12 protein-coding genes are annotated in these 13,949 nt (G+C 40.7%); 2 read left to right on the forward strand and 10 right to left on the reverse strand.

Annotated features, from left to right (window positions below):
• Positions 1-21 precede the first annotated feature (21 nt).
• The 8 genes from ACSVH6_RS12415 to ACSVH6_RS12450 all read right to left on the reverse strand — a co-directional run bounded on the left by ACSVH6_RS12415 (position 22) and on the right by ACSVH6_RS12450 (position 8,962).
• The gene (locus ACSVH6_RS12415; protein ID WP_438078968.1) at positions 22-522 is read right to left on the reverse strand and encodes a hypothetical protein; all 501 of its coding nucleotides are present in this window, start codon (positions 520-522) and stop codon (positions 22-24) included.
• A 3-nt stretch (positions 523-525) separates the two neighbouring features.
• Complete coding sequence (locus tag ACSVH6_RS12420) at positions 526-1,287, reverse strand: DUF6946 family protein (RefSeq protein ID WP_438078969.1); 762 nt, start codon at positions 1,285-1,287, stop codon at positions 526-528.
• Positions 1,288-1,299: 12 nt separating this feature from the next.
• The gene (locus ACSVH6_RS12425) at positions 1,300-2,559 is read right to left on the reverse strand and encodes a restriction endonuclease subunit S (protein WP_438078971.1); all 1,260 of its coding nucleotides are present in this window, start codon (positions 2,557-2,559) and stop codon (positions 1,300-1,302) included.
• A 60-nt stretch (positions 2,560-2,619) separates the two neighbouring features.
• Positions 2,620-3,045, reverse strand: a complete 426-nt coding sequence (locus tag ACSVH6_RS12430; RefSeq protein ID WP_438078974.1) for a hypothetical protein — start codon at positions 3,043-3,045, stop codon at positions 2,620-2,622.
• Positions 3,045-3,716, reverse strand: a complete 672-nt coding sequence (locus tag ACSVH6_RS12435) for a DUF433 domain-containing protein (RefSeq protein ID WP_438078976.1) — start codon at positions 3,714-3,716, stop codon at positions 3,045-3,047. Before ACSVH6_RS12435 ends, ACSVH6_RS12430 begins: the two co-directional genes overlap by 1 nt.
• 35 nt (positions 3,717-3,751) lie before the next feature.
• Positions 3,752-6,574 (reverse strand): type I restriction endonuclease subunit R, encoded by a 2,823-nt coding sequence (locus ACSVH6_RS12440; RefSeq protein WP_438078977.1) that lies wholly within the window; start codon positions 6,572-6,574, stop codon positions 3,752-3,754.
• Between the two features lie 62 nt (positions 6,575-6,636).
• Positions 6,637-8,151, reverse strand: coding sequence for a hypothetical protein (locus tag ACSVH6_RS12445; protein WP_438078979.1), 1,515 nt, complete (start codon positions 8,149-8,151; stop codon positions 6,637-6,639).
• A gap of 427 nt (positions 8,152-8,578) precedes the next feature.
• Positions 8,579-8,962 (reverse strand): HU family DNA-binding protein, encoded by a 384-nt coding sequence (locus tag ACSVH6_RS12450; RefSeq protein ID WP_438078982.1) that lies wholly within the window; start codon positions 8,960-8,962, stop codon positions 8,579-8,581.
• A 494-nt stretch (positions 8,963-9,456) separates the two neighbouring features.
• Between ACSVH6_RS12450 and ACSVH6_RS12455 the strand changes: the two genes are divergently transcribed.
• Together ACSVH6_RS12455 and ACSVH6_RS12460 are read left to right on the forward strand one after the other, a co-directional pair.
• A complete protein-coding gene (locus tag ACSVH6_RS12455) occupies positions 9,457-9,645 on the forward strand; it encodes a hypothetical protein (RefSeq protein ID WP_438078984.1) in 189 nt (62 codons plus the stop codon).
• Positions 9,646-9,792: 147 nt separating this feature from the next.
• Positions 9,793-10,599 (forward strand): hypothetical protein, encoded by an 807-nt coding sequence (locus ACSVH6_RS12460; protein ID WP_438078986.1) that lies wholly within the window; start codon positions 9,793-9,795, stop codon positions 10,597-10,599.
• Positions 10,600-10,696: 97 nt separating this feature from the next.
• Here the strand turns inward: ACSVH6_RS12460 and ACSVH6_RS12465 are convergent, their stop codons facing one another.
• Positions 10,697-11,083 carry a RidA family protein gene (locus ACSVH6_RS12465; RefSeq protein ID WP_438078987.1) on the reverse strand — a complete coding sequence of 129 codons (387 nt, stop codon included), beginning with the start codon at positions 11,081-11,083 and terminating at the stop codon, positions 10,697-10,699.
• 66 nt (positions 11,084-11,149) lie between these two features.
• Positions 11,150-13,816: a putative LPS assembly protein LptD gene (locus ACSVH6_RS12470; protein WP_438078988.1), complete on the reverse strand. Its 2,667-nt coding sequence runs from the start codon at positions 13,814-13,816 to the stop codon at positions 11,150-11,152.
• Positions 13,817-13,949 lie beyond the last annotated feature (133 nt).

A 13,949-nucleotide genomic window follows, 5' to 3' on the forward strand; every position in this document is an offset into this window, starting at 1 on the left:
AACAATAACATATCATTTCTTTTAAACTATTTTTTTATTAAATATCTTATCTAATATCCCCTCCGCAATCTCCTTAGCGCCAGCACAATTACTAAAATGTATCTCATTTTGAAACTTCGGCCAATAGCCATGCTTGTTTCTGATTAAATACACCAACTCTCCTTCAATAGCCTCTATAAAATCTCTCTTATCATCATATTCGGCACTAAATGTAGCCACTGCAACGTTTAAACTTCTTTGTGGATTATCTATTTTATGTAACCATTTGTACCCTTTATATCCGCCTCTGGCTTTCCCTTTTATAATGTAATGATTAAACGAACTACAACTTCTTTGAAATCTTGTTTTGATGGAAGTATTCGCCTCACCAACATAAAGCAATTCATTGTTATGATAAACAATATACAACTTACGTCTTTCTTTTTGTAGAGCTGCCCCAGTGCTTGGAGATAAAATGGTTTTACACCCAGCGTTCTCAGCATCTAAAATATTCAAATGGTATGTTTCAAAAATGTATTTCATGAGTTAAATATTTATCCCATACTTCCCAATCCACAAATCAATATCACTAGACAAATACTCATTATTGGTTGCTATTCTAAAAGGACCTAAAACCTCATTATTTTCAATCTTTGCATCTTCTGATTTGGTAAAGACCTTCAAAAAACGATTGAAGGCTTCTTTGTTTGTAATGTGTTTGGAGTTCTCTTTTTCTACAAACGTTTGCACCAAGAAAAAAGCGCTTTTGGCATCTTGCTTTTTAGCTTCGGCTATTGTTCCGGCAACTGCGGTTAATAATTGATACATTAATTCATCTTGATTATCATTTTCTTCTCCAAATAGAGCTACTCGTAATTCTTTAATTCTTTCTAATGCTTTTGACTTGTTGTTTTTGTCTTTTGCTTTCTTAGCCGCTTCTTTTGTTTTTTCAAGATTATCTCCAAAAGGCTCATCAGCTTTTGATTCAATTGATATTACAACATTATCGTTATCCACATTTTTTGCCAGTATCAACAAATCATGATTTCTTCCTTCACCTTTATAGGCATCAAACTTGGTAACATATTCCGGTGAGCATAGTTCATAATTTAAATGTTTATCTTTTAAAATATCTATGAAGGGTTGCGGAATAGTATGTACCCAATGCTTAGCTGTTTCTTTAGCACTTCGACCGTCTTTCCATTGTTTCTCTTTTCCTTTAGGTGGGCATTTATAAAACCATTCATGAATAGTCTCTATTTTATCACATGGGTTTAGGTTTTTACATCGAATCATTTGGTCTATCATAATCTTTTATTTTTAAACCAACTCCCCACTAAACGCCTTCTTCAAAATACTCTGCCGCAACGCCTCGGCTTGTTGCAAGCTTTGTGCAATACTTTCCTCAATTTTATCAGCCACACTCAAACGACTTTCGATTTCATGGACGATAAGATGTTGTTCTTCAAAATGAGCCAATGGAATATTTACTTTTTCTAAAATGTCAACATTAATATTTTTTTGAGCTGTTGCTGGTGCTAATTCTTCTAATTTTTGTTTAAATGAAATAAAGAAATAATTCAAATATTTATTAAATAAAACATCTTTTTTTGAAAGCAACCCCACAACGCTATCTGGAAAGCAAGCATCAAAATCTAATATTGCTGTTTCTCCGATATTTGCAGCAATTGTTATACATAATGTTCCCTTAGGCCAAAGTTGACTTTGTGCTAATCCCATTTCGCTATATGTTTGAGAGTATCTTTTTATGTAACCACCATTTGCGTTTCTAATATCTCCAGTTTGTATAAAAGGATAATTCCCACCATATAATTCAGGGGCATTTCTTGGGCGATGCTTTGACTTGCCTCTTTTTATTTCACAGACCTCTTTCAAATCAACTATTTTCCACCCCTCCGGCAACTCACCATCCTTAACATGCTCATTCGTTAACTTCCCCTCAAAAGCCCATTTTAAAACGCTTTGTCGGTAGGTTTTGAGCCGTAGCTGTGCAGTTTTTAAATCGGCGATGCCTTGGTCCAACTCACTAAAGAGTTCTTCTATTTTGGTAACGATGGCTTGTTGGGTTTCGAGAGGAGGAAGAGGAAATGGAATTTCTTCAATTTCAGATTTTCTGACAGATGGAACTGTAGTTGCTTTTGAATAATCTTCTAATTTAACTGTATTAAAGAAATGATATAAATATAAATCATCACAAACATTTTCGATTGCTTTTAATCCCATAGCATTATTATCGACAATACCTGAGGTTTTGATAATCCCTCTTCTGTTGAGTTTTAAACCTTCACCTATTTTGGCAAAAACAACGGTATTGGTAGGATAAGGCTTTGCTTTTAATTTTAGTAATATCGTTTCATCAATAAAATTATCACATGAAACTAAATTTCTATTTCCTGCTTTTACATTTTTAGAAATATCTCCTACTTTATAAAATGGATACTCACCATTTTTATTTCCTTGAAAATCTTTTGGGAAGCCATATCCTTGATAGAACTTTACTACTTTGGAAAGTTCGACCCAGTTCCAATCCTTTGGTAATTTGGTATTCTCTTTTGTCATTAATATTGGAATATGGAATTGGTTAGTGAATTAAAATTTTAGTAATGAAATGGATTTGAATTATTCCATTTTCTCAAATTTGGTTCTGGAGGTTCCTCTGAAGGCAAAAGGAGTATTGTTTTTCTTAATGATTCTTTTAATATCTTCCCATTCAGAAATTAGTTTTTTAACTAAATCCCAATAGGAAAAGCCACCAGTTGAAGGAGGGTTAAGAAATAAGATACCCACACCACTTTCTAGATATAATTCACGTTGGTGTTTTTGAGATTGTATTCTGAAATCTTGTGTGATAACAATTCCTTTTTTAGCTCCCACTTTTGGTATCCAATCTTCATCTTGGGTACCTTCACCAAAAACATCTTTTATGGCAAGGACTTCTATTTCTATACCATCTTTAGCATTTTGAGGCTGCTGCAAAGTATGCAACCCATGAGCCAATTGGCGCGGCATATTTTCATCGATGTAAATAGTGTACTTCTTTCCCATTAAGCAGCATTTTGATGGAATAATATGGCGTCTTTAACCGCCGTTTCCGTGATTTCATAGACGGAGGCAATAAAGGAAATAGGTTCTTCAGCCAAATACATTCGGTAGATAGCCTCTGATTGAATACTAGTGCCATCCAAAACGGGTTGACCAAATTTGCGATGGGGGTCACAAACAATCACGTGTTCTTTTCCTAATGGCCAAAAACGGGAAGCCAACATTTCATTATCAAAATCTAAATTCTTAAAGAACATTTTAATAACATCTAAATTGAATTGTTTACTACCATCAAGCGTAATATGAACACCATCAATTTTCAGAAATATACGCAAACCATCTGTGGATATATTATCAAGCACTTCTTTTTTAGCAAAAGGGAAGTGCGTTTTAAAATGTGCTCCCATTTCCTGATGCGCTTTCAATACTGCTTTGGTTGGTACTCCGGCTTCAGTAAATTGCATCATCACATAAAACTCAATCAATGTATGAAAACCTACAGCACGATTATTCCCAACCGACCAAGAGTATTGTTGCTCATAAACTTTTCCAAGCTCTCCATCCCAATATTTCGTAATCCATCGGTTTACCTTATAATAAGGCACACGAAGGATTTGTGCAATTTCCTGCGTAGTGAAAATACCATTGCCCAACTGTAGATGATTTTCGAACATTTCTAAATTTAAAGTTGATACAAAATTATACTTTTTTAAGCCGCTAACACTTCATTTAACTCTTTTATAATTGCATCAGTTTGCTCGCCAAACAGGGCCCACATTTTACTCAAACCGCCTTCCGCATTAAACGGCGGTAAATCAAAATCGTCTTTCTCCACACAAAAACTGTTGGCCACATAGTCTTTCATCATCCGCAGCCATTGCATTTGGGGTTCGGTAAACTTAGTCCCGGCACCGGCTTGTTTTTTAAACGCCCACTCCTGAAACTTAATATCCACCGTCTTATCATAGCCTGTCAGCCATTCGTCCAGTCCCACTACTTTGCGCAATAAAGACACTAACAACACCAATTCCTGTTTGGGTTTTTCACTTCTGGGCATTCTTTGTATCAGTTTGCCTTCGGCTGCGGTATCTTCCTCGGTAGCATACGCATCCCAAAGTTGGCTGAGGTGCAGCGTTGGTTTTTCGGCCAACAGTAAGTCGTACAAATCTTTGATCATTGTATAGGTCAGGCTCCGGTGGCGGTAGTCCTGCGCATAAAAGATTTGCAGCGCGATAATCTCGTCTTTGTGTAGGGCTATCCAATCCTTGAACTCCCTAATCAGTGCCGTAGCCGCTTCGGCATGGTCTTTTACCCAGCCTATTTTGGTTACGGTATCAATATTGACGGTATCTATAATCTGGTCGTACTTTTTGCGGATATCCACAATAAACTCTCGTAAGTCGGGATTGTGAAACACGGCTACAGCCTGTTCAATTAAAGCTTGATGCGCCTCGGTTATGGCTTGCTCTATGGCAACAGGAGGGTGGCCGGCCATGCCTCTTTTAACATTGGAAGCTTGGCTTTCCAATACGTCCGGGTCATAGGCGTATAACAATTGTTTCACCACCTGATTAATGGTCAGTCCATTGGCTTTTTCGCTAAAGAGTTGCTTGTCCTTGTCTTTGAGTTGTTGGTCTAAGCGTATCAATCGGTTCGCCAAAGTGGTCAGCATGTCTTCACTGGTATTGCCCATCGCCACACTGTTCAGCACATCTTTCAGCGAAATGCCCGGGAGTTTCTCCAAAGGGCGGCTATCTGTTTTTTGCGATTGCTCCACACCAATGGCGTCAATAATCACAAAATGGTCTTTGCTGTACTTCGCGGTGGGAGTGCCTTTGGCTTTGAGTTCCTCTACGCTGCAGGTGCGTGTACCACGCCCTTTCATTTGCTCGTAATAGGAACGGCTTTTCACATCGCGCATAAAAAGCAACACTTCCAAAGGACGTATGTCAGTACCCGTAGCAATCATGTCTACAGTTACGGCGATACGCGGGTAATAGTCGTTGCGAAACTGCTGCAACACGCTTTTAGGGTCTTCGTCGGAACGGTAGGTAATCTTTTTGCAAAACTTGTTTTCTTCGCCAAATTCCTCCCGTACAATATCGATAATATCTTCGGCATGGCTGTCGGTCTTGGCAAATATCAATAGTTTGGGTACTTCAAAGTTCCCTTGACTGTCCATGCGGTCGGGAAACATCATGGGCAGGTTTTCTTTGGTTGCTCGTATGATGGTGCGTATCGTACTCGGGTTGACGATGTCTTTATCCAATTGTTTACCGCTATAGACTTCATCTTCATCCAAGGCTTCCCAAAACTTTTTACGGGTGAGGCGCTCTCGTTTGTCCACTTGTTCGCCCATCTTAATGATGTTGCCGTTTTTAGTAATCTCGGTTTCGATGGTAAACACATTATAGGGCACCAATACACCGTCAATCACCGCTTTCTCATAACCGTAATCGGAGACTAAGTTTTGGTTAAAATACCCAAAAGTGCGGTTGTCAGGCGTGGCAGTCAACCCAATCTGAAACACATCAAAATAGTCCAATACTTGTTTCCACAAGTTGTAAATACTGCGGTGGCACTCGTCAATCACGACAAAGTCAAAAAACTCTATCGGCACCTTTTCATTATAGCCTACCGGTATGGCTTCCTTGGGTTCAAAGCGGGTCTCATTAGGGTTTTCCTCTTCAAGACTTTCGTCCAGTTCGGTTTCTTTTAATATAGAGTACATCCGTTGTATAGTGCTGATATATACCTGACTGTCATTCGGAATAAACGAACTGTTCAATCGGGTAACTCCATACAACTCCGTAAACAAACGATTGTCTTCCTGAGCAGTATAGGCTCGAAATTCCCCCTCGGCTTGTTCGCCTAAGTTTTTCGTGTCCACCAAAAACAAAATCCGTTTGGCTTTGGCATATTTCAGTAATCGGTATACAAACGTGATAGCCGTAAACGTTTTCCCCGAACCCGTAGCCATTTGGATTAGGGCTTTGGGACGTTGGTCTTTAAAGGATTGCTCCAGATTGGTTATGGCGATAACTTGACAATCGCGCAAACCCTCAGTGGGTAGGGCAGGGAGGTCGTGCAAACGCGCCCGCAAGGTTTTGGGTTGGCTCAACCATTGCACAAAGGTTTCCGGTCGATGAAAGGTAAAGACATTACGCGAACGGGGTTTCGGGTCGCGGTAGTCAGTAAAGCGGGTGACCTCTCCGGTGCTTTCATATACAAACGGAAGTGGGTCATTGTTGAGCAACCGCAGTTTGGCATTGGCATATTGGGAAGATTGGTCTTCAACGGTAGTCAGGCGAACGCCTTCTTCTTCTCGTTTGGCCTCAATAATCCCCACTGGCTTCTTATCCACAAACAACACATAATCCGCCGGACCAATATCGGTTTGGTATTCCCGTATGGCAATCCCCAAACCCGCGGCCAAGTTGAATTTCTTCTTATCTTGAATAACCCAACCACAGGCCATAAGCTGCCTGTCGATGTTGTCTCGAGCAATTTGTTCAGGGTTTTGGTTGATCATGATAAGGGTTAGTTCATGTCAAACATACTAATTTATTCTTACAAAAGCAATATTCATGACTTCTAATCTCTGGAGATATTAATAGGTAATCCTACTTTAAGTCCAAAATTCATATCATCATCAGGATGCACATTTAGGTTTTGTCGGCTCATAAACAGTTGAACCGCTACAATGTTCTTTTTATCCTTTGATTTTAAGTTGATGAGTATGCCTGTTTCAAGAGGGTAGGCTTCGTCTTGTAAGAGTGCGTTATTTTTTGAGTACCCAATCTTTCCGTATAATCCGGCCACTGCAACAGGGCAGAAATAAGTTTCAAGGTTGATGCTGTTAAAAAAACCATACTGGTAAGACCTTCCCTCTTTATTGAGATACCCAGTTTTGGTTTTTACTACTTCTATTGGTATACCGTTTGAATTTTCTGTAGATGTGGTGTAACGGTAATCGTTTTTGTCATATTCGGTAAAATTATTAGCTCTTCCAATGGCTCCCAGTAATCTTATCATGTAAAATGCTCTGCTTTTAAATAAACGAATATGATTTATACTAAAATTTACGCCATACAGGTCACTTCGCACTTCCTCAAAGCGATCTTTAAAACCAATCGTTGTTAATGGACTGGAGTTGTAAATGTCAAATCCTTGTCTTTCGTAATAAGGGCTAATTCCCATATAATTACTTCTTTCTCCTGTCCAGTACTTTTTGAAAGTGGCTATTTCAAGACTGTTGTTTTCAGTACAGTATTTTTCCAGTTTGCTGTAGGCTGCCTGATAATCCTTTAAGAATTTTTCTATTTTAAAATTATCATAAACATTATACGTATCCACATTGTTTTTATTGTTGTCCAAAATCTGATAGGTGTCTTTAGTCTCTTTTTGTAATGCAGCTAAAAGAGCATCAAAATCCACAAGTTCTCCTTTTTTATAATACTGTTTCAGCATTTTAAAAAGTCTATCTTTATTCTCTTTAACGTCATAGTTGTCGGGATTGTAATCGTAGTTACTGGTGTGGATTTTGTCTAGTAATGCGCGTTGTTTTTCAAATTTTTTATCACTTATGGGTACATATGGGAATTTTAATTTTTTCATGATAACCTCATACTCCATTATTTTATAATAAATACTGTCTGCCAAAGCCATGGTCTGTATTTTATTTTGAAACATGGCACGTCTTGAATCGATTTCCTCCGGATTGTCTGCATTCAATATCTTGTAGAATTTAGTATTCCATGGAAGATTAAAAAAGAAATTAAGTGTTAGATTTCCTTTTTTACTTCCATCACTCTCATCAAACACAAACGCACCGTTATCAATGGCAAATTTTCCGTCCAAGGTCATTATGAAACGTTCTTTACTAAGGAGTTTTCCACTAAGATTGAGCTCTGAAGTCGATTCTTTATATTCATAGCTGAGCCCTTGTTTTACGTTATCTTCACCTAAAACCATAAAATTAAGGTTGCCAATCACCAAGGAATCAAATGCGGTGGTGCTCAAAGGACTGGTGATAGTTTGATTCTTTTGACCATAGAGATTTAAATAAAATAAAAAGAATAAATAATAAAGTAATACTCGCGTTCTCATACCTATATAATTTAAAATTAGACAATACAATGCAGCACCTGCTAAGCCCTGTGGGCAAAGAGGAAATAAAAATGGAGTAAATGGGGAGGTGTTTCTAATACTCTGAAAAAGAGCTACTTCGAAGTTAGGTGAAAATGGTAGAAAAACCATTTTTGGGCTGATTTTAATCGTTAAAAGTCAAAAAAATGCGATTAAGTGCAGTTTGAGTCCGGAAATGGTACTTCAGACGGACCGTTCGGTGCCTTTTTGGATAAAGCTCCGCATCTTCGTGTTCAAAGCTCCGCATCTTCGTGTTCAAAGCTCCGCATCTTTGCGTTCAAAGCTCCGCATCTTTGCAAGCCATTTGGAACAAAAAAAGGTAAAAAAAAGCCCCGGGATGAACCCGGGGCTTCAAGGAAGTGTGGCCTGGCCGAAGAAGAGTTTGAGTTTACGGTAATTTCTCGTACTTAGCCGTCTGTAGGAAATCGCGAAGGCGTTCGCCCGGACGGAAGTTGATGCGGTTATTGATAATCGCTTGACTCGTTACTTCTTCTTCCGTAGCCATGCCTTCAGAGCTAAGCCCTACCTGAAAGCTTCCTAAACGACCCAATTTCACGATGCGGCCTTCTTCCAACTCGCTAATGATGTTGAGTTCCAACGAAACCAACACGGCATAGCAATCGGCTTCGGTGACGGTACACTGAATCGAAATGATTTTGGCTAATTTGTTCAAATCGGTTTTTCCATAGCCCACTGCGTTGGCATAGAATTTTGCGGGTGCCAAAAGATCCTGAGGATTCTTTTTCGACACAACTTTAAATTTTACTGACATGGTTTTATAATTTTAAATTAATACTGATAAACCATAAATCAAGAGCCGAGCCAAATTTTCGTGCCAAGGTCACAAAACGTCACAAAACGTCACTTTTCGACGCTTTTTGCCGGAAATCGTCACTTTTTACCGGTCCCCCATCGGGCAGCAACCACGTCCTTCGCCAACAGCAGCGAACAACAATAGAAGACCCATTGGGTTTTTACCGCTTCCGGAAGGCAGTTTCATTGCGGCTAGATTGCGGCTAGAGTGCCGCTAGATTGCCGCTAGAGTGCCATCATAGTGCCACAAGGGTACCTTCAGAGTGCCATAAGGGAGTAAGATAGTGCCATAAACCCTTTGGGAGAGATGGGGTACAAAGGCATAGGGATTTAGACTAAAAGTCAGATAAATAAGAAGAATGGCACACAATTTGTGAGGGAACAATAACACCAATCCCATAAAGCATAAAATCATGTAAGCAAACAGGAATACGAACTAATAATCAACCCATCATGAATCGAATCTGCATCTACACCAAAGACATTCAGGTAATTACCGGTAAAAGTGAACGGGTATGCCGGCAAATCCTCAAACAAATCAGACGCTTCAAAAACAAAGACGAAAACCAACTCTTAACCGTATACGACCTTTGTGAATATTTGGGAGTCGAACTCCAGAGCATCATCCATCTCATCCGCTGAGTCCCCCCTCCGCATTCGATAACCGGGCAGCCTGCCCTCGGGGCTCCCGAAAAGAAAATACCTCCCGAAATTAGAATTACCGACAGTAAGCGTGTTTTGATATTAAAATAATGAGTAGGTTTGTTCCTAAACTAATCCATTACAGATATGAAATTCAGATCCATGTACCTGTTGCTGTCAGCCGTAACGCTTACCGTAACAATCATCGGCTGTAGCAGTAGCGACGGCGGAAGTAGCGACAATGCCAATTGCGATGAGTTGGCCGGTATCCACATTTTACCGTTAGCTCCGGTCTATATCGGCGCCGAAATCACCCTCAATGCCACTCCTTCAGATAATGTGGTGTACCATTGGACCGGTCCGTTAGGTTGGGAAGCGTATAACGGTGGCTTGCCCGGCATCAATACTTCGGCTACGGTTACCGGTGAAGCCAAAATAAAACATTCGGGTTGGTACTATTTGCAGGCTTCGGTAGAAGGCTGCGAAGACCGTATAGACAGTGTGTATGTTGATGTAAAACTGAATCAGGGGGTTCCCACCTGCAGTTTAATCGATAACAAAGCCACCTTCAATACCAATGTGACTTTGGGCAATCAAACATTCTATGGCAGCTATTACAATGCCAACGGAGTAGGAGGAGGCTATGAAGTGACAGCCAACAGCTCTAATGGGGATATGTACCTGTATTTCCCTTCGTATTGGCAAACCCATCCTTTGGCAGACGGAATTTACTATACAACCGACGACAACAGCTCCAATATAGATACCGTTGACCGGGTTTACCTTTGGGATGTGAACGGAAACATCAGTTGGCATGCCACAGCGGGTTATCCGGTTTACGTCAGTCACGTAGCCGGTAAAATCCGTATCGCGTTCTGCAGCATACCGTTCTCAGGCAGTTTTAATGGGAACCCGTATACCGCAACCATCAATTGCCAAATTACGCAGCCGTAAGAAGTGCCCACCGGAATTCACTGAAGGGCTTACCCCAATAACAAAAAACCTCTCGTGTTCGAATACGAGAGGTTTTTTTATAAGAAAGGAAGCAGGCTTACTTTACCGCTACCATCGAAATTTCTACATTCACTCCTTTAGGCAAACCGGCTACTTGTACCGTCTCGCGGGCCGGAGCAGTTTGCTCGTCAAAATAACGGCCATACACACTGTTGATGCGCGCAAAATTCCCCATATCCATGATGAAGATGGTTGTTTTAACCACGTGTTCAAAAGTCATATCCGCCGCGGCCAGTACCGCTTTCATGTTTTCCATCACTTGTTGGGTCTCGGTTTCAATATCGTCCAGCACCAGTTCCATCGTCACCGGATCCAAGGCAATTTGCCCTGAGGTATAAAGCGTGTTGCCGATTAAAACCGCTTGATTGTACGGCCCGATAGGAGCCGGAGCTTTGTCTGTAAAGATAATTTTCTTTGTATTCATAATAATTCAAATTCAAAATTCAACATTCGTTGTTCAACATTCATCATTCAACATTCCCCATCACAATTATCTCAACGTTCTATCCGGTTGGTTGCGTTTATCCCACTTGATATCGCTCAGCACTCCGGATTTGATTCCGATAAAGAAACTCCAATAGGTATTCGTCCCAAAAGGCACCCAACTGAAGTCCATACGCCAGCTGTCCAAGTCGCGCTCAAAACGAAACTGGGTAAAGGTAACTCCTTTTTGTACCATATCGTATCCTGTAGATACGCCTATCTTCCATTTGGGCGTCAGGTCGGTATTCATGGAAATCATCAGCGAGTTTCCGGTAATTTTCTTTTCCCGTTTGTTGTTGGAGTAGGTCAGGGAGTAGGCCAAATTCATGTCAAAAGGCAGCTTGTATTTAAAGAACTCGGTCGCTTTTTCGCCCGTTTCTTCGTCTTCTTTAAACTGACTGTCCTGTCGGTTGCTCAGATCGGTATTCGTCCCGAATAAGTCATCGGTTCGTCCGCCGTTTCTCTTGCCTTGTTGGTTTTCTTTGTCTTTGCTGTCGCCTTCTCCACTTTTAAAGGCATAGTTCAGCGTCATGTTGGCACTGGTCATTCTGAAAAGACTGCCGCCGTTGTCAATGTTCCAGGTGTTGATGCGTTGTCCCGCATTGTTGATGGCATACGGGTCTAAAGTGGCCGCAAAGTTCACATTCATTTTCTGCTTGAAAAGCTGTGTTCCCCCGCTCACACGCATAGGTGACCATCGAAGGGAATCGGCGGTAATATCGTAACTGGTGGAGAAGTTCAGGTTGTTCAGCAACATCACTTTTTTGGCTTCGGTTTTCGTCGAGTCCTTATCGGTTACTTTGGCTTCAAACGTGTTGCTCAAGCTAAACCCGATGTTGTTGGACATGTTCTTGCCCGGTGCCCCGAAAATACCGCCGTCAAAACGGGTGTATTCCTTAATCATGGTGCCGCTTCCGTCAGCATCATAGGTGTCGTAGTATTTAGAAAAACTCGGGGTATAGCTGTAGGATATATTCGGACGGACTACGTGACGGATGGCCTGTATCTTTTTATTTTCACCAAAATTAAACGTTCCGTAAATCGTGGTACCCAAACCGGCAGAGAAGGAATAAGTTCGGAAAGCATCAAAACCGGGCACTTCCACATCCACCACTTTGTTTTGCGAATCGCTGAATTGCTTGCGGATGGTTTTGAAATACCACACTTCATTATAGTTGATGGAACTGGTGGCACTGAAAAACTTAAATACTTTAAAGTTGGTCGACAACGGTATACTGTGTTGAAAACCCAACTTGGCATCGCGGAACATTTGCGGTTTAAAGAAAAGCGAATCTTTGGTTGCTATTCGGTTTTCTGCTTTTAAGTTGTATTGCAGGTTGATGTTTTTCACCAGTCCTTTTTTAACCCCATCCTTCGGAGCAAACGGATACATGCGGTCTACACTGAACTGCAGGGTAGGCAGGGTCATGTTGATTTCTTCGGTATTGGTGTTTTGGGAATGCGTGGCCGTCAGCGACAAGTTCATCTGCGGCACCGTATTGAAGGTTTTGGAATAGGAAATAGAGGAACTCAGCGTGTTGTTAAGGGTAGACCCTATATTCATCTGATTGATGGATTGCCGGTAGTATTTACTCGTTCCCAAATTGACCGAAGCCGAAAATCGGGAATTCGGATTGGATTTTGCGTCTTTGGTATGGGTCCACTGGATGTTGTAAATACTGGTTTTCGCGTAGTCGGGATAGCCGCGCTCACTGGTGATGAGGTTTTCAAAACGAACATTGACATTTCCGTTGAACTTATACCGCTTGGCATACGACGATTGGAAACGCATGGCATAACTGCCGTTAGTGTAATAATCGCCCAACACCGCTAAGTCATAGTTGTCGCTCAGGGCAAAATAATACCCTCCGTTCTGCAACGAAAAGCCACGGGTGTTACTGTCGTTATAACTCGGAATAATCAAACCGGAACGGCTCTTTTCACTCATCGGGAAAAAGGCAAACGGCAAAGCAATAGGCGTAGGCACATCGGCAATTACCATATTGGTAAGCCCTACTACTACTTTTTTTCCGGGAACCAGTTTCACTCTGCTCGCCTGAAAGTAGTATTCGGGATTGTCAATGTCTTTGGCGGTTGTGAAACGGGCTCTTTTCATAAAGTAAACCGAATCGTTTTCTTTTTTGGTCACTTCCGCTTTGATGTGCATTTCGCCTTGTTCGGTACGGGAGTTCCACACCAATGCTTTTTTGGTTTTGTAATTGAACCGGATGGAATCGGGTTCTACCACCTGACTTCCTTGTTTGAATACCGGTGACTGTGTATACACTCCGGCAGAGTCTTTTATCCTACCGGCATAGACTTCGTTTTTTTGATAATCAAAAACAATAATCCCCGATTTCAATTCGATATCCTGATAGTAGAGTTCCGCTTTGTCGTAGAGGGTGACCAGCTTTTTCTTTTGGTCTATTTTGGCGTATTTGTCGGCTTTGTATTTGACTTTACCATCTAAAAAAGTTTTCTTTTTTTTGAGGCTGTCCAGTTTGATGGTGTCTTGCTTTTTTTCGGCTGTTTCGGGGGTGGTTGTCTTAGGGGTGGTTTGGTTCTTAGCCGGGAAAGTCTCTTTCTTTTTAGCCAGGTCCTGTGAATATATTTTGACGTTCCCGAGTGTTAGGAAAATTGTTAAAAAAACGATATAAAATAAGTTTCTTTGCAAAGGTTTAATGCTATTTTTGTAGAAATATGGCCCGATTTTTGACGTGGCAAACTTAAACATTATTTCGGTCAAAAATAAAGAAATATTGGATTTATAACCGTGCGGTTTTAATTAAAATTAACTTTTAAAGTCA

The sequence above is a fragment of the Flavobacterium sp. XGLA_31 genome, assembly GCF_051547105.1.
In the GTDB taxonomy this organism is placed as follows: Bacteria; Bacteroidota; Bacteroidia; order Flavobacteriales; family Flavobacteriaceae; genus Flavobacterium.

Coding starts and splice junctions, on each gene's coding strand:
- ACSVH6_RS12415 (WP_438078968.1), bottom strand. CDS start 522: ATGAAATACATTTTTGAAACATACCATTTGAATATTTTAGATGCTGAG.
- ACSVH6_RS12420 (WP_438078969.1), bottom strand. CDS start 1,287: ATGATAGACCAAATGATTCGATGTAAAAACCTAAACCCATGTGATAAA.
- ACSVH6_RS12425 (WP_438078971.1), bottom strand. CDS start 2,559: ATGACAAAAGAGAATACCAAATTACCAAAGGATTGGAACTGGGTCGAA.
- ACSVH6_RS12430 (WP_438078974.1), bottom strand. CDS start 3,045: ATGGGAAAGAAGTACACTATTTACATCGATGAAAATATGCCGCGCCAA.
- ACSVH6_RS12435 (WP_438078976.1), bottom strand. CDS start 3,716: ATGTTCGAAAATCATCTACAGTTGGGCAATGGTATTTTCACTACGCAG.
- ACSVH6_RS12440 (WP_438078977.1), bottom strand. CDS start 6,574: ATGATCAACCAAAACCCTGAACAAATTGCTCGAGACAACATCGACAGG.
- ACSVH6_RS12445 (WP_438078979.1), bottom strand. CDS start 8,151: ATGAGAACGCGAGTATTACTTTATTATTTATTCTTTTTATTTTATTTA.
- ACSVH6_RS12450 (WP_438078982.1), bottom strand. CDS start 8,962: ATGTCAGTAAAATTTAAAGTTGTGTCGAAAAAGAATCCTCAGGATCTT.
- ACSVH6_RS12455 (WP_438078984.1), top strand. CDS start 9,457: ATGAATCGAATCTGCATCTACACCAAAGACATTCAGGTAATTACCGGT.
- ACSVH6_RS12460 (WP_438078986.1), top strand. CDS start 9,793: ATGAAATTCAGATCCATGTACCTGTTGCTGTCAGCCGTAACGCTTACC.
- ACSVH6_RS12465 (WP_438078987.1), bottom strand. CDS start 11,083: ATGAATACAAAGAAAATTATCTTTACAGACAAAGCTCCGGCTCCTATC.